This is a genomic window from Janthinobacterium pasteuri, assembly GCF_051380775.1.
Lineage (GTDB): Bacteria > Pseudomonadota > Gammaproteobacteria > Burkholderiales > Burkholderiaceae_D > Janthinobacterium.
Window position 1 is genome coordinate 37,891 of the sequence record NZ_JBNYXS010000030.1, and the last position, 18,563, is coordinate 56,453.

19 protein-coding genes are annotated in these 18,563 nt (G+C 60.2%); 14 read left to right on the top strand and 5 right to left on the bottom strand.

What is annotated here, in order from left to right:
* Positions 1 to 105 precede the first annotated feature (105 nt).
* The 12 genes from motA to ACQ4WN_RS23285 all read left to right on the top strand — a co-directional run bounded on the left by motA (position 106) and on the right by ACQ4WN_RS23285 (position 11,748).
* Entirely contained in the window at positions 106 to 966 is an 861-nt protein-coding gene (gene motA / locus ACQ4WN_RS23230; RefSeq protein ID WP_077401985.1) for a flagellar motor stator protein MotA, read from the top strand.
* 58 nt (positions 967 to 1,024) lie between these two features.
* Positions 1,025 to 2,002: a flagellar motor protein MotB gene (motB, locus tag ACQ4WN_RS23235; RefSeq protein ID WP_436553661.1), complete on the top strand. Its 978-nt coding sequence runs from the start codon at positions 1,025 to 1,027 to the stop codon at positions 2,000 to 2,002.
* 46 nt (positions 2,003 to 2,048) lie between these two features.
* On the top strand, positions 2,049 to 2,597 hold the full coding sequence (locus ACQ4WN_RS23240) for a chemotaxis protein (RefSeq protein WP_101480496.1): 549 nt from the start codon (positions 2,049 to 2,051) through the stop codon (positions 2,595 to 2,597).
* Between the two features lie 83 nt (positions 2,598 to 2,680).
* The gene (locus tag ACQ4WN_RS23245; RefSeq protein ID WP_034758362.1) at positions 2,681 to 3,046 is read left to right on the top strand and encodes a response regulator; all 366 of its coding nucleotides are present in this window, start codon (positions 2,681 to 2,683) and stop codon (positions 3,044 to 3,046) included.
* Between the two features lie 43 nt (positions 3,047 to 3,089).
* Positions 3,090 to 5,282, top strand: a complete 2,193-nt coding sequence (cheA, locus tag ACQ4WN_RS23250; protein WP_436553662.1) for a chemotaxis protein CheA — start codon at positions 3,090 to 3,092, stop codon at positions 5,280 to 5,282.
* 31 nt (positions 5,283 to 5,313) lie between these two features.
* Positions 5,314 to 5,820: a chemotaxis protein CheW gene (locus ACQ4WN_RS23255; protein WP_034758356.1), complete on the top strand. Its 507-nt coding sequence runs from the start codon at positions 5,314 to 5,316 to the stop codon at positions 5,818 to 5,820.
* Between the two features lie 195 nt (positions 5,821 to 6,015).
* Positions 6,016 to 7,734, top strand: coding sequence for a methyl-accepting chemotaxis protein (locus tag ACQ4WN_RS23260; RefSeq protein WP_436553663.1), 1,719 nt, complete (start codon positions 6,016 to 6,018; stop codon positions 7,732 to 7,734).
* Positions 7,735 to 7,804: 70 nt separating this feature from the next.
* Positions 7,805 to 8,677 carry a CheR family methyltransferase gene (locus tag ACQ4WN_RS23265; protein ID WP_436553664.1) on the top strand — a complete coding sequence of 291 codons (873 nt, stop codon included), beginning with the start codon at positions 7,805 to 7,807 and terminating at the stop codon, positions 8,675 to 8,677.
* A 9-nt stretch (positions 8,678 to 8,686) separates the two neighbouring features.
* Positions 8,687 to 9,295: a chemoreceptor glutamine deamidase CheD gene (gene cheD, locus ACQ4WN_RS23270; protein WP_034758343.1), complete on the top strand. Its 609-nt coding sequence runs from the start codon at positions 8,687 to 8,689 to the stop codon at positions 9,293 to 9,295.
* A 107-nt stretch (positions 9,296 to 9,402) separates the two neighbouring features.
* Positions 9,403 to 10,473: a protein-glutamate methylesterase/protein-glutamine glutaminase gene (locus ACQ4WN_RS23275; protein ID WP_100876375.1), complete on the top strand. Its 1,071-nt coding sequence runs from the start codon at positions 9,403 to 9,405 to the stop codon at positions 10,471 to 10,473.
* 147 nt (positions 10,474 to 10,620) lie between these two features.
* Entirely contained in the window at positions 10,621 to 11,019 is a 399-nt protein-coding gene (gene cheY / locus ACQ4WN_RS23280) for a chemotaxis response regulator CheY (protein ID WP_010396677.1), read from the top strand.
* A 336-nt stretch (positions 11,020 to 11,355) separates the two neighbouring features.
* Positions 11,356 to 11,748, top strand: coding sequence for a hypothetical protein (locus tag ACQ4WN_RS23285; protein WP_436553665.1), 393 nt, complete (start codon positions 11,356 to 11,358; stop codon positions 11,746 to 11,748).
* A 39-nt stretch (positions 11,749 to 11,787) separates the two neighbouring features.
* Here ACQ4WN_RS23285 and panC read toward each other — a convergent pair whose 3' ends face one another.
* The 5 genes from panC to metG form a co-directional block, all read right to left on the bottom strand.
* The gene (panC, locus tag ACQ4WN_RS23290) at positions 11,788 to 12,627 is read right to left on the bottom strand and encodes a pantoate--beta-alanine ligase (RefSeq protein ID WP_436553666.1); all 840 of its coding nucleotides are present in this window, start codon (positions 12,625 to 12,627) and stop codon (positions 11,788 to 11,790) included.
* Positions 12,628 to 12,681: 54 nt separating this feature from the next.
* Positions 12,682 to 13,608 carry a segregation and condensation protein A gene (locus ACQ4WN_RS23295; protein WP_436553667.1) on the bottom strand — a complete coding sequence of 309 codons (927 nt, stop codon included), beginning with the start codon at positions 13,606 to 13,608 and terminating at the stop codon, positions 12,682 to 12,684.
* A gap of 17 nt (positions 13,609 to 13,625) precedes the next feature.
* Positions 13,626 to 13,835, bottom strand: coding sequence for a DUF3460 family protein (locus ACQ4WN_RS23300; RefSeq protein ID WP_034778041.1), 210 nt, complete (start codon positions 13,833 to 13,835; stop codon positions 13,626 to 13,628).
* A gap of 108 nt (positions 13,836 to 13,943) precedes the next feature.
* A complete protein-coding gene (locus ACQ4WN_RS23305; protein WP_436553675.1) occupies positions 13,944 to 14,423 on the bottom strand; it encodes a GNAT family N-acetyltransferase in 480 nt (159 codons plus the stop codon).
* Between the two features lie 19 nt (positions 14,424 to 14,442).
* A complete protein-coding gene (gene metG / locus ACQ4WN_RS23310; protein WP_436553668.1) occupies positions 14,443 to 16,599 on the bottom strand; it encodes a methionine--tRNA ligase in 2,157 nt (718 codons plus the stop codon).
* A gap of 160 nt (positions 16,600 to 16,759) precedes the next feature.
* Between metG and apbC the strand changes: the two genes are divergently transcribed.
* Both apbC and ACQ4WN_RS23320 read left to right on the top strand, forming a co-directional pair.
* Entirely contained in the window at positions 16,760 to 17,848 is a 1,089-nt protein-coding gene (apbC, locus tag ACQ4WN_RS23315) for an iron-sulfur cluster carrier protein ApbC (RefSeq protein WP_131687374.1), read from the top strand.
* A 232-nt stretch (positions 17,849 to 18,080) separates the two neighbouring features.
* On the top strand, positions 18,081 to 18,488 hold the full coding sequence (locus ACQ4WN_RS23320) for a DUF4399 domain-containing protein (RefSeq protein WP_436553669.1): 408 nt from the start codon (positions 18,081 to 18,083) through the stop codon (positions 18,486 to 18,488).
* Positions 18,489 to 18,563: the final 75 nt, after the last annotated feature.

The window sequence follows — 18,563 nt, forward strand, 5'->3', positions numbered from 1 at the left end:
ACTCTTTTTGCCACTGTCTTCGTTGGCGGCACAGCCGCCAGAGGACAGGAACAGGTTTGGACATGCCGGGCACACAGCCCCGGCCATTATTGGGAGTCAGGGCACTTGTTAGTCATCATCGGATACATCATCGTCTGCGCCTCGGTCTTTGGCGGCTTCGCGCTGGCCGGCGGCCATCTGGCGGCGCTGTTCCAGCCGCTGGAGTTGCTGATGATCGGCGGCGCTGCGCTGGGCGCCTTCCTTGTTGGTAACAATAACAAGGCGATCAAGGCGACGATCGCCGCCTTGCCCAGCCTGTTCAAGGGTTCGCGCTATACCAAAGAGCTGTACATGGAACTGATGTCGCTGCTGTTCGAAGTGCTCAGCAAGGTGCGCAAGGAAGGCTTGATGTCGATCGAAGGCGATATCGACAAGCCCGAAGAGAGCCCCCTGTTTTCCAAGTATCCTGCCGTGCTGGCCGATCACCACATCGTCGAATTCATGACCGATTACCTGCGCCTGATGGTATCGGGCAATATGGATGCGTTCCAGATCGAAAACCTGATGGACAACGAAATCGAGACGCACCATCACGAAGGCGCCGTGCCGGCCCACGTGATTGCCAAGGTCGGCGATGGCTTGCCCGCTTTCGGTATCGTCGCCGCCGTCATGGGCGTGGTGCACACGATGGAATCGGTGGGCATCCCCCCGGCCGAGCTGGGCATGCTGATCGCGCACGCGCTGGTCGGCACCTTCCTCGGTATCTTGCTGGCGTATGGTTTCGTGGGTCCCCTGGCCAGCCTGCTGGAGCAGAAGCTGGAAGAGTCGAGCAAGATGTTCCAGTGCGTGAAAGTAACCCTGCTGGCCAGCCTGAACGGGTATGCGCCGGCGCTGGCCGTGGAGTTCGGCCGCAAGGTCCTGTTCTCGACCGAGCGCCCGACGTTCAACGAGCTGGAAGACCACATCAAGAAATCGAAAACGAAGTAAGCAGTGAACATACGCCTGGACACCATGAGTCATTTGCAGCACACGGAAGGGGGACGCCATGGCCGATGAAGGCATGCGCCCGATTATCGTCAAGCGTATCAAGAAGACGGCTGGCGGCCACCATGGCGGGGCGTGGAAAATCGCCTACGCGGACTTTGTCACGGCCATGATGGCCTTTTTCCTGCTGATGTGGCTGTTGGGCTCCACCTCGAAGGGCGACTTGAACGGCATTTCCGAATTCTTCAAGACACCGCTGAAAGTGGCGATGGCGGGCGGTTCCGGCAGCGGCGAGAGCAATTCCGTGATCCAGGGCGGCGGCCAGGACCTGTCCCGCCAGGATGGACAAGTGCGCAAGACGCAGGAAGAGCAGCAGCGCAAGTCGTTTGACCTCAATTCCGCCAAGGCCGCGCTCGAACGCGAGGAAAGCAAGCGCCTGCAGGCGCTCAAGGCGCGCATCGAAGCGACCATCGACGCCAATCCCCTGCTGAAAAAATACAAGAACCAATTGCTGCTCGATATCACCAGCGAAGGCTTGCGCATCCAGATCGTCGACGAGCAGAATCGTCCGATGTTTGCGCTCGCCAATGCCAATCTGCAACCATATACCAAGGAAATCCTGCACGCCATCGGCTTCGTACTTAATGAAGTACCGAACCGCATCGGCCTGTCCGGGCATACGGATTCGACGCCTTACATGAGCGATGCCGGCTACAGCAACTGGGAATTGTCGGCTGACCGCGCGAATGCATCGCGGCGCGAACTGGTGATTGGTGGCATGAAGGAAGAAAAAGTATTGCGCGTGGTGGGCCTGGGCTCGGCCGCCCACCTGGACAAGCTCGATCCCTTCAATCCGATCAACCGGCGCATCAGCATCATCGTCATGAACAAACGCACGGAAGAAAATGTTCTGCGTGATGGGTCGGCGATAGAGCTGCCGGTGACCGATGCCGCTTCCGCCGCTGTCGCTTCAGGGTTGGCGGCCGGCGCGCCGCCTGCGGCTGCGCCAGCTCCCAGCCCGGCAGCGGCGAAAAAATAACACGCAAGGCTGTCGACGCGTGGTGTATTGAAATAATGAGACCTTTATGACAAGAAAGAAAATACTTGGCTCGCATGTAAAACGCCTGCTGTCTGGCGTGTCGGACCATGGCCGCAAGCACTTGACGGAGGTGGAAACCGATCTGGTGCAGACCGGCATCTTGCTGGAAGAGGCGATCGAGAAGCTGTCCTTCAATTTCATGGCGATACACGCAGCCGTCGCTGCGCAGCAAGATACCATCGCCATGCTGCTCGAAGGCGGTATTCCGGCCGAGCAGCAGCGGGAAAAACTGCTGGCATTGCAGGACGAAGTGGGGGGCTACGTGAATGCCGCCATCACCAGCCTGCAGTTCCAGGACATGACCAGTCAGCTGATCGAGCGCACCTTGAAGCGCGTGACGGGCTTGCGCGAGTTCCTCGGTACCTTGGGTTCGCATGGCGCGGAGATGTTGCCGGAGAGCGACAATGAAGAAATTGTCGCCTTGCTGGGGCGGGTCAGCATGGCGCTGGCGATTCAAAGCCTGGAGTTGCGCAGCGTGCTGCGCAAGGCTGTCAGTCAACAGCATTTGGAAAGTGGCGACATCGAGCTGTTCTAGCATGCCAGTGCGGAATGCTTGCGGTTGCATGGATTGATTAATCAAATACTCGGGCAGGATGCCCGGAATAAGTGGGAGCAAAGATGGCCAAAACGATACTTGCAGTGGACGATTCCAGCTCATTGCGCCAGATGGTGGCGTTCAGTCTGAAAGCCGCCGGTTACCAGGTGGTGGAGGCCGTCGATGGCCAGGACGGACTGGAAAAAGCCAAGCTGCAAACCGTGGACCTGGTATTGACGGACCAGAACATGCCGCGCATGGATGGCCTGGAGCTGATCAAGCTGCTGCGCGAACTGCCGACGTACCAGAAGGTGCCCATCCTGATGCTGACGACGGAGTCGTCGGACGAAATGAAGTCGAAAGGACGTGCCGCCGGCGCCAATGGCTGGCTGGTCAAGCCCTTCGATCCGCAACGCCTGATCGAAGTGGTCAAGAAGGTGATCGGCTGATGCCAGCCGCGCAGCGCAACGATGCAATTGACGGAGTCACTCTATGACCATCGATATTAGCCAGTTTTTCCAGGTCTTTTTCGATGAGGCCGAAGAACTGCTGGCTGAAAAAGAACGGCTGCTGCTGGCCGTTGATATTGCGGCGCCCGACGCCGAAGACCTGAATGCCATTTTCCGTACCGCCCATTCGATCAAGGGCGGCGCATCGACGTTTGGCCTCTCCGACATGAGCGAGGTGACGCACATCCTCGAGTCGCTGCTCGACCGCATTCGCCAGGGCCAGATGGCCCTGACGGCGGAACACGTCGACGCCTTTTTGGCGGCCAAGGACATCCTCAAGATGCAGCTCGACGGCCATCGCCTGGGCAGCGCCGTCGACCAGGATGCCGTGGCCAATGTGCGCATGATGCTGCAGTCGTTCTCGCAGGACGTGCCCGTGGCCGCGCTCACGCCCGTCGCGCCAGCCTTCCATACGGCCGAAAAGGCAGCCGTCAGCCACGCCGGTGGCCAGCGCTACCGCCTGGAGCTGCCAAAGATGGAGGAGCGTGAAGTCGATGCGCTGGCGGCCGAGCTGGGCTTGCTGGGCGACGTCGCCATGTCCACCCTGGCCGACGCACGCAAGGTATTGGAAGTGACGACGTACGAAAGCCTGGACGATATCCTGGCCATCTGCTCGTTCGTGCTCAATCCCGACGACATGGTGATCACGCAGGCGCCGCCATTGGCGCCAGGCGAAGCCGAAGCGGCCCGCGCGGCGCAGGAAAAAGCCCAGGGTTATGGTTTCTTCGACCCGCTGCCAGTGGCGCCTGCCGCGCAGGGCGCGACGGACCCCGGTTATGGCTTCTTCCAGCCGCTCGAGGACATCCGCGCCGCCGCCGGTGTGCAGAGCGACACCGAGCAGGGCTATGGTTTCTTCCAGCCTTTGGCCCAGATCCGCGCCGATGCCGCCAAGGCGGGCAGCGCCGGCGTGCCGGCCGTGGCGAGCGCCGTGGCCGAGGTGGAGCAGGAAAAGAAACCGGCCAAGAAAGAGGGCGAGAAGGCCGGTACCGAATCGTCGTCGATCCGCGTCTCGATTGAAAAAGTCGACCAGCTGATCAACCTGGTGGGCGAGCTGGTGATCACGCAGGCGATGATCGAGCAGCGCGCCGCTGCGCTCGACCCGATGCTGCACGAGAAACTGCTCGACAGCGTCAGCCACCTGACGCGCAATACGCGCGACTTGCAGGAAGCGGTAATGTCGATCCGCATGATGCCGATGGATTTCGTCTTTTCGCGCTTCCCGCGCATGGTGCGCGACCTGGCGACCAAGTTGGGCAAGAAGGTCGATTTCATCACCAATGGCGCCGCCACGGAACTGGACAAGGGCCTCATCGAGCGCATCGTCGATCCGCTGACGCACCTGGTGCGCAACAGTATCGACCATGGCGTGGAAATGCCGGCCGCCCGCGTGGCCGCCGGCAAGACCGAGGCAGGTCGTTTGTTCCTCTCGGCCAGCCACCAGGGCGGCAATATCATCATCGAAGTATCCGATGATGGTGCGGGGCTGAACCGCGAGCGCATCCTGGCCAAGGCGCAGCAGCAGGGACTGGACGTGTCCGAGACGATGAGCGACGCCGAAGTGTGGCAGCTGATCTTCGCGCCCGGCTTTTCTACCGCCGAAGCGGTCACCGACGTGTCGGGCCGCGGCGTGGGCATGGATGTCGTCAAGCGCAATATCAGCGCCATGGGCGGCGTGGTCGACATCCGTTCGGCGAAGGGTTTCGGCACGACGATTTCCATCTCGCTGCCGCTGACCCTGGCCATCCTGGACGGCATGTCGATCCGCGTTGGCGACGAAGTATATATTTTACCGCTGGGCTTTGTCATCGAATCGCTGCAACCAGCCGTTGAGGATATCAAGGACATCGCTGGCCGCGGTCAGGTGGTGAAAGTGCGCGGCGAATACCTGCCCTTGATCCCGCTGTATCAGATGTTCGACATCGCGCCGCGCTTTACCAGCCCCTCGGAAGGCATCTGCGTGATTCTCGAGACGGAAGGGCGCAAGGCAGCCCTGTTTGTCGACGACCTGGTGGGACAGCAGCAGGTCGTGGTGAAAAACCTCGAATCAAATTACCGCAAGGTGGTCGGCATTTCCGGCGCCACCATCCTGGGCGATGGCGGAGTGTCGCTGATTCTCGATGTCGCCGCCCTGATCCGTTCCTCGCGCCAGCTGGCCGACGAGTCCATTTTTTCGTAATACCGATAGATAAAAGATAGGAAAACGCACCATGTCAGATACTCAACAAACATCCGGAAGCAATGCGGGCGACGGCAAGGACATCGCCGGCCGTGAATTCCTGGCCTTTACCCTGGGCTCCGAAGAGTACGGCATCGATATCCTGAAGGTCCAGGAGATCCGTGGGTACGAAGCGGTCACCCGCATCGCCAACGCGCCTGAATTCATCAAGGGCGTGATCAACCTGCGCGGCATCATCATTCCCGTGGTCGACATGCGCATCAAGTTCAACCTGGGCACGCCCGTGTACGACCAGTTCACGGTGGTGATCATCCTGAACATCGGCGGTCGCATCGTCGGCATGGTGGTCGACAGCGTCTCCGACGTCACTACCCTGACGCCGGAGCAGGTCAAGCCGGCGCCGGAAATGGGCACCGCCTTCTCGACCGACTACATGATCGGCCTGGGTACCATCGACGAGCGCATGCTGATCCTGGTCGACATCGACAAGCTGATGTCGAGCAGCGAGATGGGCCTGATCGACAAGCTCGCGGCGTAAGCAGCCGCATGGCAGCAAGGCGGCGCCCGGTGCGCTGCCGTTTTGCCACGCAAAGTATCACTACAGATATGCATGTACCGGCGCGAGCAGCATCTTGAGGCGCGCCGGCAGGCTGCAAGGTCCGACAGAGACCAGGCCACAACACGGCGCCGTCCGGTTGAACGGGCGCCGTTCACATAAATATTGGAGACTGTAATGAGTTTGCGCGATTTCAAGATAGGCACCCGGCTGGGGATAGGTTTTGGCAGCATTCTCGCCATCCTGGTGGTGGTCGTCGTTTCGGCGAATGCACTGAATTACCGAAACAAGGCCCAATTGCTCACGGGCCTGGAGCTGGCAAGCGAAAAGAATACGCAGGCGTCGCTGATGAAAAGCGCGATGCTGGAAACCGGTATCGCCATGCGCAATATCGGCCTGCAGGGCGATGTTGGCCTGATGCAGGTGGAAGAGGGCAAGGTGCGCGAGCAGCGCAAGCTGTACGACGGCGCGCGCGGCAAGCTGTCCAGCCTGGGTCTGTCCGATGGCGAGAAGGCGCTGCTGGCCAATATCGCCAAGGTCGACGGCGAAGTCGATGTCGCCTTCAAGGAAGCGATGGGGCAGGTGCTGGCGTTTAACAGCGAGGGCGCAGCCAAGGTGATTGCCACCCGCATCGACCCCTTGAACAAGACGACCCTGGCCGATATCAACAAGCTGCTCGACTTGCAGCGTGTGGCCCAGCAAAGCTTCATGGACGACTCGCTGGCGGCCGATGCGCGCCTGATGACAATACTCTTCATCCTGGGCGGCGCGGCGGTGGTGATCGGCGCCTGGTGCGCCATCTTCATCACGCGCTCGATCACGGTGCCACTGTCCGGTGCAGTGGCGGTAGCGCAAAAGGTGGCAGCCGGCGAGCTGACAGCGCGCGTGGTGGTCGAGGGCAAGGATGAAACGAGTGCGTTGCAGCAGGCGCTCAAGGACATGAATGAGAGCCTGGTGCAGACGGTCAGCGACGTGCGCAATGGGACGGACACCATTACCGTGGCGTCGCGCGAGATCGCCAGCGGCAATGCGGACCTGTCGGAGCGCACGGAAACGCAGGCCAGTTCGCTCGAAGAGACGGCATCGTCGATGGAAGAGCTGACGTCGACCGTGAAGCAGAACGCGGACAACGCGCGCCAGGCCAACCAGCTGGCCGTGTCGGCATCGTCGGTGGCGGAGCAGGGCGGCAAGGTGGTGGCGCAAGTGGTCGATACCATGGGCTCCATCAAGGACAGTTCGCGCAAGATCGTCGATATTATCGGCGTCATTGACGGCATTGCGTTCCAGACGAATATTCTGGCCTTGAATGCGGCCGTCGAAGCGGCGCGTGCAGGCGAACAGGGACGCGGTTTTGCGGTGGTGGCGTCCGAAGTGCGTAATCTGGCCCAAAGGTCCGCTGGCGCAGCGAAAGAGATCAAGGGCCTGATCGGCGACTCGGTCGACAAGGTCGATGCCGGCAGCCGCCTGGTGGACGAGGCAGGACAGACCATGGGCCTGATCGTCACGTCGATCCGGCAGGTGGCCGATATCATGGGCGAAATCACGGCGGCAACGCAGGAACAGAGCCATGGCATCGAGGAAGTGAACCAGGCCATCGCGCAGATGGACCAGATGACGCAGCAGAATGCGGCGCTGGTCGAGGAAGCAGCGGCGGCCGCCGAGAGCATGCAGGAGCAGGCGCAGAAACTGGCCGACGCCGTCAGCATCTTCAAGCTCGACGGCGAGAGCGCGGCGCAGGCGGCCATGCCGGCGCCCGTACCGGTGAAAGCGGCGGCACGGCCTGCACCGGCAGTGGCGGCAACGACACGGCGGTTGGCAAAGACGGCGCAGGCCGGCGCGCCACCGCCCTCGAAAAAGCTGGCGGCGGCCGGCGGCGACGATTGGGAAGAGTTCTGACGCCAACCCGGTCCCGCTAGTTATACTTGCAAAGGCATTGGTCAGAGTAGTCATAGAGAGGTAAAAACAAATGCCGCAAACTAAAACGGATTCGGTCAAGGAATTTGATTTCACCGGCAAGGACTTCGAACGGGTCCGCGCCATGATTTACAAGCGGGCCGGCATCGCGCTGGCCGACAGCAAGCAGGAGATGGTTTACAGCCGCCTGGCCAGGCGCCTGCGCGCGACCGGCATCTCCTCGTTCGTCCGCTATCTGGACGACCTGGAAGCGGGCCGCATGGGTGACGAGTGGGAAGCGTTCACGAATGCGCTGACGACCAACCTGACGTCGTTCTTCCGCGAGGCGCATCACTTCCCGCTGCTGGCCGAGCATGTGAAAAAACTGAGCGGTCCGATCACCATCTGGTGTTCGGCCAGTTCCACCGGCGAAGAGCCGTACTCGATCGCCATGACGGTGTGCGAGGCGTTCAATACGCTCACGCCGCCGGTGACCATCATCGCCACGGATATCGACACGAATGTGCTGGCCACGGCCGCCAATGGCGTCTACAACCTGGACCGGCTCGAGAAGATGCCGGCCGATCGTGCGCGGCGCTTTTTCTTGCGCGGCAAGGGCGACCGAGAGGGGCAGGTGCGGGTGCGCCCGGAACTGCGCCAGATGATCACCTTCAAGCCGCTCAACCTGCTGGCCGACAGCTGGCCCCTGACGGGCCAGTTCGACGTCATCTTTTGCCGTAACGTGATGATTTATTTTGACAAGGCGACGCAGCGCAAGATTCTGTCGCGCTTTGTGCCATTGATGAAGCCGGATGCCCTGCTGTTTGCGGGCCATTCGGAGAATTTCCTGTACGTGTCGGATTCATTGAAACTGCGCGGTAAAACAGTCTATGAGCTCGATCAGCCTCGGGGCGCCGCGCCCAGGGCATCGTCGCATCGTACATGAGAGTGAAATATGAGCCTGGAATCCAAAGAGCAATTTGCCACTAACGTCTATTACGACCGGACGTTCAATTGTGACGCCGCCAAGATATTGCCTGGTGAGTATTACTTTACCAACAAGGACATGCTGATCGTCACCGTGCTCGGCTCCTGCGTCTCGGCCTGCATCCGCGACCGTGTCACGGGCCTGGGCGGCATGAACCATTTCATGCTGCCCGACGGCGGCAGCGATCCGAATAGCCCGATTTCAGCGTCGATGCGCTATGGTACTTACGCCATGGAGATCCTGATCAACGATTTGCTGAAGGCTGGCGCGCGGCGCGAGAACATGGAAGCGAAAGTGTTTGGCGGCGGCGCCGTGCTGCGCGGCTTCACGGCGATCAACGTCGGTGAACGCAATGCGGCTTTCGTCATCAATTACCTGAAGGCGGAAAAAATGCGCGTGGTGGCCGAGGACTTGAATGACATCCACCCGCGCAAGGTGTATTTTTTCCCCCGCAGTGGCAAGGTGCTGGTGAAAAAGCTGATGCAGACGCATAACGACACGCTGGTGCGCCGCGAACTCGATTACGCAAGCCGTCTCAAGGTTGCTCCGGTGGGCGGCGAGGTCGAACTGTTTTAAGCGCCGGACCAAACCTGCCGCGCGTCGCGCTTTGCGGCCTGCGACAGGTTTGTCGGACGTGTTAATTTGATAAAGAATAAGGGCCGCAAGGCCTGGAAGGGTATTTTATGAAGATCAAAGTATTGATCGTGGATGATTCGGCGTTGATCCGCAGCGTCATGACGGAAATCGTGAATAGCCAGCCCGACATGGAAGTGGTGGGGGCGGCGCCCGATCCGCTGGTGGCGCGCGAGATGATCAAGCAGACCAACCCCGACGTGCTGACCCTCGACGTCGAGATGCCGAAGATGGATGGCCTCGACTTCCTGGAAAAACTCATGCGCTTGCGTCCGATGCCGGTGCTGATGGTGTCGTCGCTGACCGAGCGCGGTTCGGAAATCACCATGCGCGCGCTGGAACTGGGCGCCGTCGATTTTGTCACCAAGCCCAAGATTTCCATCCAGAGCGGCATGCGCGAGTACACCGACATGATCGCCGACAAGATCCGCGCCGCCTCGAAGGCGCGCATCCGCGCGCGCACTCTGCCGTCGGCTGGCGACAGGGTGGCCGCACCGCTGCCTGCGCTGCGCAGCCCCTTGACGTCGAGCGAAAAGCTGATCATCGTGGGTGCCTCCACGGGCGGCACGGAAGCGATCCGCGAATTTTTGATGCAGATGCCGTCCGATTGTCCCGGCATCCTGATCACGCAGCACATGCCGGAAGGCTTTACGCGCTCGTTTGCGCGCCGCCTCGATTCGCTGTGCAAGATCTCGGTGCAGGAAGCGGCAGGCGGCGAACGCGTGCTGCCCGGCCACGCCTACATCGCGCCCGGCCATTCGCACCTGACCCTGACGCGCAGCGGCGCCAACTACATGACCAAGATCGACCAGGGCGAACCGGTCAACCGTCACCGCCCCTCGGTCGATGTGCTGTTCCGTTCGGCCGCGCAATCGGCAGGCAAGAATGCCGTTGGCGTGATCCTGACCGGCATGGGCAAGGATGGCGCACAAGGCATGTTGGAGATGAAGGCCGCAGGAGCGTATAATTTCGCGCAGGATGAAGCCAGTTGCGTGGTGTTCGGCATGCCACGCGAGGCGATCGCCGTCGGTGCTACGCATGAAGTCGGCGCTCTGACGGCGCTGCCCGGCATGGTGTTGGGACATCTGGCTGCGCATGGCATGCGTGCTTTGCGCGTGTAAGCCACGTTTTGTATGATCTGGGGCAAGTTTGTTCGCCTAAAAGCAACGAAAATGCTATCCTACAACTTGCTGCCGTAGTGTCGACCATAATGTCGGCATTCATGTCGATATTATTAACAAACCGCTACAGAAACAACGGAGTTATTCATGGCTGATCCAAAGATGAAATTTTTAGTCGTTGACGATTTTTCGACGATGCGCCGCATTGTCAGGAATCTGTTGAAGGAACTGGGTTATGCCAACGTCGATGAGGCGGAAGACGGCGTGATGGGCCTGGCCAAGCTGCGCGCGGAATCCTACGATTTCGTCGTCTCGGACTGGAACATGCCTAACATGGACGGCCTGACGATGCTGCAGCATATCCGCGCCGATCCCGCACTGGCCAAGCTGCCCGTGCTGATGGTGACCGCCGAAGCGAAAAAAGAAAACATCATCGCCGCCGCGCAAGCTGGCGCCAGCGGTTATGTTGTCAAGCCGTTCACGGCCGCGACCCTCGATGAAAAGCTGAACAAGATTTTCGAGAAGCTGGAAAAAGCCGGCGCCTGATCCAGGCTTGACCGTTATCAAGAAAAACGCTGCCCGTGCAAACCGGCAGCGTTTTTTTCGTCCACCAAGGCCTTTGGGCGGCCCGCCATTCGCGCGCGGGGACTCCGCGCTTGCCCCGTCCGGGCGGGGCGTTCCTGTCCAATACTGACTAATCGCAACTAGTTGCGAAGTGGAATTAAACATTTCTCAAAGTTAACTTTACACGTCAAATAATTTGGCTCATGATCGCTGCAGTATTCCACCTTTGTCCCCGACCCCGACAAGAAGGAGCGCACGATGCGCCGAACACCCGTATTATTTTTCGCCCTGAGCACAGCCCTGCTAACGGCCTGTGGCGTGAGCCTTGAACAAGCCGCCGTTGCGCCTGTCGCATCTGTCGAGATGCAGGAGGCTGCCGCGCCGTTACCTGCCGACGCTGATGGCCGGCATGCTTATCTGCACCGCGTGGGTGGCCATGATTATGTCAGCCTGAGCCAGCATGGCCCGCAGGGCGGCTTGCCGATACTCACGGGTGCGCAGCGCGGTGCGCATGCCATCCGCCTGCTGGCAGCCGATCCGGCCCAGGCACGGGCCATCCTGCGCAGCCTGAGGCTGCCTGCGAACCAGCGCAAGCTGTGGGCGGGAGAGGAAATCGTGCTCGATGCAGCCAGCTATGACATGCTGCAGGCGGCACGCGGCCGCAACAAGCCGCTGTTTGCCGAGCTCAAGCTGGTTGGAATGGTGAAGTAAGGGGAGAAACGGGGCCGAACGGCCCCGTTGTGACAATGCTTAAATTTCCAGGTTGTCGATCAGGCGAGTCTGCCCCAGCTTGGCGGCAGCCAGCACCACCAGCGGTTCGCCGGCGGCCAGTTCGGCCGCGCTCGGCGCTTGCAGGTTGGCGCGCTTGCGCACGGCGATGTAGTCCGATTTCCATCCGCGGCCATCGAGCAGCCGCATCGCTGCCTGTTCCAGTTCGCCCACGGCCAGGTTGCCTTTGCGCACTTCCTCCGCGACAAAATTGAGGCCCTTGAACAGTTCCGGCGCTTCCGCGCGTTCGCTTTCCGACAGGTACATATTGCGCGAGGACAAAGCCAGGCCATCGTCGGCCCGGTACGTTTCGGCGGCGATGATTTCCGTCGGCAGCGCGAACTGGCGCGCCATGTTGCGGATGATCATCAGTTGCTGGTAATCCTTCTTGCCGAACACGGCCACTCTTGGGCCCACGCAGGAAAACAGTTTGGTGACGACCGTGCACACGCCTTCGAAGAAGCCGGGCCGAAATTCCCCTTCCAGGGTATTGCCCAGGTCATCGGGCGGGCGCACGCGGTATTCCTGCGGTTCCGGATACAGTTCCTTTTCCGTCGGCGCGAACAGCACGTACACGCCTTCCTTTTCCAGCTTGGCGATGTCGGCCGCCATGGTGCGCGGGTATTTCTCGAAGTCTTCGTTTGGCCCGAATTGCAGGCGGTTCACGAAGATCGAGGCGACGACGGGGTCGCCATGCTTGCGCGCCAGGCGCATCAGCGACAAGTGGCCTTCATGCAGGTTGCCCATGGTGGGGACGAACGCCGTGCGCAGCTGTCCGCTGAGCTGGTCGCGCAATTCTTCGATGTCGGAAATAATTTTCATGGATTGCTTTCGCTAAAACCCCGTTGTACGGTGGTCAGTGACAAAGGGAGGGGATCAGGCGGGCGAATACGCCAGCCGGACGTAGATGGGGGCAAACGGTTCTGCTTGCGTGATTTCGATCAGGGTTTCCTTAGCCAGTTCCAGCAGGGCCACGAAGTTGACCACCACCACGGGCACGCCGCCGGCAATGTCGAACAGCTCGCTGAACTCGACAAAGCGCGACGATTGCAAGTGGCGCAGGATGCTTGACATGTGCTCGCGCACGGACAGTTCCTGGCGGCTGATGCGGTGATGCTGGGTCAGCTTGGCGCGTTTCAGCACGTCGAGCCACGCCTGCTGCAAGTCCACCGGTTCCACGTCGGGCCAGGTGGGCGTCAGGCTTTGCTCGATGAAAATCTGCGTGCGCACGAAATCGCGCTCGAACTGGGGAATGGCGTTCAGGTCGTAGGCGGCCAGCTTGATCTGCTCGTATTCGAGCAGGCGGCGCACCAGTTCGGCCCGCGGATCGCCGCCATCTTCCTCGACGTCGCTCTTGCGCGATGGCAAGAGCATGCGCGACTTGATCTCGATCAGCATGGCCGCCATCAGCAAGTACTCGGCGGCCAGTTCCAGGTTGCGCACACGGATCTGGTCGACATATTTCAGATATTGCAGGGTCACCTGCGCCATCGGGATATCGAGAATGTTGAAGTTTTGCTTGCGGATCAGGTAGAGCAGCAAGTCGAGCGGGCCTTCGAAGGCTTCGAGGAAGATTTCCAGCGCATCTGGCGGAATGTACAAATCCGTCGGCATGCGCAGCATGGGTTCGCCATACAGGCGGGCGATGCCCAGGGGATCGGCGGCGGGCGCCCCGTCCGTGCTTGCAGATGCTGCAGGGTCGCCGCTGCCGTCGCCGTCAGCGACAGGTTCGGGCGACTCGATGACTGCGCCGGCACCGGAAGCGTCGGCTTCCGGCGTCACTGCAGACTCTTCAGGCAACATCGTGCCGGTTCCAGATCTTAGTTCTTGTTCTGGTAAACGTAAGCCTGTTGCTTGACAGCCGATGCCAGCTGGCGTTCCTGCTCATCGATGCTGACGGCCGGCTTGTCCCACAGCAGGGCTCGGCCCGCTTGCTGGCCCGCTTCCATGCCTGGATTCTTGGCCTTCAGTTCAGCGATGAACAAGGTGTGGTCGGATACGTAGTTGTTGTGTTTTGCAGGCAGTTTCATATTCTCTTCTGAGTGTCTTATAAGTAAGGTCAGCCGGCCGTATTTTACCGCGCCGTGTCGCTTGGCGGGTTGTTGTATCGGCAAGTCCGGGGGCGAAATTGCTAAAAATCAATAACGCAACAAACGCCGCATCACCATCGGCGCCGGTTCGGCGGGGTTGGCGTGCGAATATTCCAGTTCTTCGGCCAGCTCGAATTCGAAGGCCGCATAAAAATCGATCAACTTGCGCTGGTCGCGCCGCACGGCCAGGCGCAATTCCTCGGCCTGGCACGACAGGCCGTGATGAATGATGGCTTCCAGCAAGTGCTGCGAGACGTGGCTGCCCCGGTAGGCGGGCAGCACGCCCATGCGTGAAATCTTCCAGATGGCAGGGTCGCTGTCGAGCGGCATCCAGCGCAGCGAACCGGCTGGAATGTCGTCGATCAGCAACACAAAGCCGCCGCCGTGGCGCAGTTGCTCTTCCACCTGCTGCGCCGTCTCGTGGTGTCCACTGGACGAGGCCGCCACCTTGCCGGCCCACGCAGCGCGGGTCAGATCGGCCATCAGTTGTGCATCGGCATTCGTTGCTTCGCGCACCACGATATTCATCATCGGTCCTTGTGGTGGCTTAGCGGATGCGCATGCCAGGTTCGGCGCCCGGCCACGGGTTCAGGATGTAGATGCCCGGATTTGCTTTTTCATCGGCGGCGGACGCTGCCATGACCATGCCTTCGGAAATGCCGAACTTCATCTTGCGCGGCGCCAGATTGGCCACCAGCACCGTCAGCTTGCCGATCAGTTCTTCCGGTTGATACGCCGAGCGGATGCCGGAGAACACATTGCGCAAGCGGCCTTCGCCCGCGTCCAGGGTCAGGCGCAGCAGCTTGTCGGAGCCATCCACCAGTTCGCAGTTGACGATTTTCGCGATGCGCAAGTCGACCTTGAGGAAGTCGTCGATCTTGATCTCGGGCGCCAGTTCCTCGATGGCGGCTGCGGCCGGCGCAACGGGCGCGGCGTCATTGGCGGCGTCGCCGGCGGGCGCGGCAATGGCGGCGGCCGCCTGCGGCGCGTCGAACAGCGCTTCGATCATCTTCGCATCCATGCGCGTCATCAGGTGGCTGTAGGCGCCGATGGTACGGCCCAGCATGCTGTTCGAGACGGCGTCGCCGAACACTTGCGTGTCGGCCCAGGTAAATTGCTCGTCGTTGAGGAACGACGCCACGTTCTTCGCCACGCCGGGCAGGACCGGCGACAGCAGAATCGTCAGCTGGCGGAACAGGATCAGGGCCGTGGTGCACACGTCGTGCAACTCGGCTGTCTTTTCCACGTCCTTGGCCAGAATCCATGGCTTGTTTTCATCGACATACTGGTTGGTAATGTCGGCGATTTCCATGATTTCGCGCAAGGCCTTGCCGAATTCGCGGTTCTCGAAGTGCGCGGCGATGCTGGCCTGGCGCTCGACGATGACGCCGTTCACGTCCACCGTCAGTGCGCGGTTGATCCAGCTTTGCGCGCCTTCCGACAGCGTCGATGCCAGCTTGCCGTCGAAACGCTTGGCGATGAAACCGGCGCAGCGGCTGGCGATGTTCACATATTTGCCGATCAGGTCGCTGTTCACGCGGGCGACAAAATCTTCACCGTTGAAGTCCAGGTCTTCCACTTTCGAGTTCAGCTTGAAGGCGATGTAGTAGCGCAGCCATTCCGGGTTCATGCCTAGGTCCAGGTAGCGCAGCGGCGAGATGCCCGTGCCGCGCGACTTCGACATCTTTTCGTTGTTGACCGTCAGGAAGCCGTGGACGTTGACTTTCAGTTTGTCGATCACCGGGTGGCCGGCAAATTTCAGCATGGCGGGCCAGAACAGCAAGTGGAAGGAGACGATGTCCTTGCCGATGAAGTGAATTTGTTCCGTGGCAGGATCGTTCAGCAGGGCGTCGAAATCGAGGCCTTTCTTGTCGCAATAGTTTTTCAGGCTGGCCAGGTAGCCGACCGGGGCATCCATCCATACATAGAAGAACTTGCCCGGCGCATCGGGAATCGGGATGCCGAAGTAGGGTGCATCGCGCGAGATATCCCAGTCGGCCAGCTTTTCACCCGCTTCACCCAGCCATTCGCTGACCTTGTTGACCATTTCCGGCTGCAAACGGCCTGGCGTATTCAGCCAGCTTTTCAGGAATTCGAAGCAGCGCGGGTCGGACAGCTTGAAGAAATACTGTTCCGACGGCTTCATCACGGGCGTCGCGTTGGTAAACACGGAGAACGGGTTGACCAGGTCGGTCGGCTGGTAGGCGGCGCCGCACACTTCGCAATTGTCGCCGTACTGGTTCTTGGCGCCGCATTTCGGGCATTCGCCCTTGATGTTGCGGTCGGCCAGGAACATGCCTTTGACGGGGTCGAAGAAACGGTCGACGGTTTTCGTGACGATCAGGCCCGTATCGCGCAGTTTGCGGTAGATCGATTGCGACAGGTCGACGTTTTCCGGCGAATCGGTCGAATACCAGTTGTCGAAGGCGATATGGAAGCCATCGAGGTATTGGGCGCGGCCGGCGGCGATGTTGGCGACGAATTGCTGCGGCGTGATGCCTTCTTTTTCGGCCGCGATCATGATGGGCGTGCCATGCGTATCGTCGGCGCCCACAAAGTGCACTTCACGGCCGGCTGCGCCATCGCGTTGCATTCGCTGGAACCGGACCCAGATATCAGCCTGGATGTATTCCATGATGTGGCCAATGTGAAAAGCGGCGTTTGCGTAAGGCAGGGCAGTGGTGACGAACAGCTTGCGAGTCATGATTGATGCACTTTTGGGATGGATAATAGGTCATTTTAACAGCGGAAAGGCAATATGAGCAGATGCAGCGCTGGCAAGTGATGCTTTTGCCGCCATCGCGTCATGCAAATTTGCGCTAGACTGCGCGTATTGCACATATGTAGTACACACGGAGATTTACATGAGCATCACAGTAGAAGACGTCAAGGCCGCGCTGGCCCAGGTTATTGATCCAAATACACATAAAGATTTCGTTTCCAGCAAAACCGTCAAGAATCTGAAAGTCGATGGCGATGATATTTCGCTCGACATCGAGCTGGGCTACCCCGCCAAAAGCCAGATCGATCTGATCCGCAAGTCCGTGCTGGCCGCCCTGCGCGTGCTGCCGGGCGTGGGCAATGTCAGCGTGGGCGTGTCGTCGAAAATCATTTCGCACACGGTGCAGCGTGGCTTGAAGCCGATGAGCAACGTGAAAAACATCATTGCGGTCGCTTCCGGCAAGGGTGGCGTGGGTAAATCGACCACGGCCGTGAACCTGGCCCTGGCCCTGGCCGCCGAAGGCGCCACCGTCGGCATGCTCGACGCCGATATCTATGGCCCGTCGCAGCCGATGATGCTGGGCATCAGCGGTCAGCCGAAGACCCTCGATGGCAAGAGCATGGAACCGATGGAAAACCATGGCCTGCAAGTGTCGTCGATCGGCTTCATGATCGATCCGGACGAACCGATGGTGTGGCGCGGCCCCATGGTCACGCAAGCGTTGCAGCAACTGCTGGACCAGACCAACTGGCGCGACCTCGATTACCTGATCGTCGACATGCCGCCAGGCACGGGCGACATTCAATTGACCCTGTCGCAGAAAGTGCCCGTCACCGGCGCCGTGATCGTCACGACGCCGCAGGACATCGCGCTGCTGGACGCGCGCAAGGGCCTCAAAATGTTCGAGAAAGTCGGCATTCCGATTTTGGGCGTGGTGGAAAACATGAGCACGCACATTTGCTCGAATTGCGGCCATGCGGAAGAAATCTTCGGCGCCGGCGGCGGCGCGAAGATGTGCGCCGACTTTGGCGTGGAATTCCTCGGCGCCTTGCCGCTGACCATGGCAATCCGCCAGCAGACCGATTCCGGCACGCCGACCGTCGTGGCCGAGCCGGATGGCCCCGTCGCCGTCATCTACAAGCAGATCGCCCGCACCATCGCGATTAAAGTGGCGGAAAAGGCGAAGGATATGACGAGCAAGTTCCCGAGCATCGTCATCAAGAACGACTAGCGGCTGGGCGGCCTTGCAAACCTACTGTGCAGCTCACTTTCGGGTCGGCGTTACTCACCGTACTAAAGTACGGTTGCGTTACTCAACCCGACATTGAGCTTGCTCGCTACGGTTTTCAAGGCCACCGTGGCACTGTTGGATTTATCCATGGAGTTAACTGCTCCCCGGCGCCAGCGTTAGCGGGAATATGGTTTCATGCAGTCCGTGTTGTTATTAAACAAGAGGAGATATCATGCAATTGACCACCGTATTCCTGCGCCGCAGTATCGCCGTGATCGCAGGCAGCCTGCTGGCCGCCAGCGCCTTTGCCCAGTCCGTTTCATTTGTCGAGCCCGTCGATGGCGCGACAGTGACTAGCCCGTTCAAGGTGAAGTTTGCCGTCAGCGGCATGGACGTCAAGCCGGCCGGCGACATGACGGCGAAGACTGGCCACCATCATCTGCTCATCAATATGGGGCCGATGAAGGCGGGCGAAATGATACCCATGGATGACAAACATTTGCATTTCGGCAAAGGGCAGACGGCAACGGACGTCACCTTGCCACCGGGCCAGTACACGCTCACCATGCAGTTCGCCAACGGCGCGCACCAGTCGTATGGGCCGGAGTTGAGTAAAAGCATCAAGGTGACGGTCAAGTAATCGCGCATATTGATTCATGTCGGCATCAGGCCGGGTTCCAGCGATGGAGCCCGGCCTTTTTCTTGTTATTGCTTT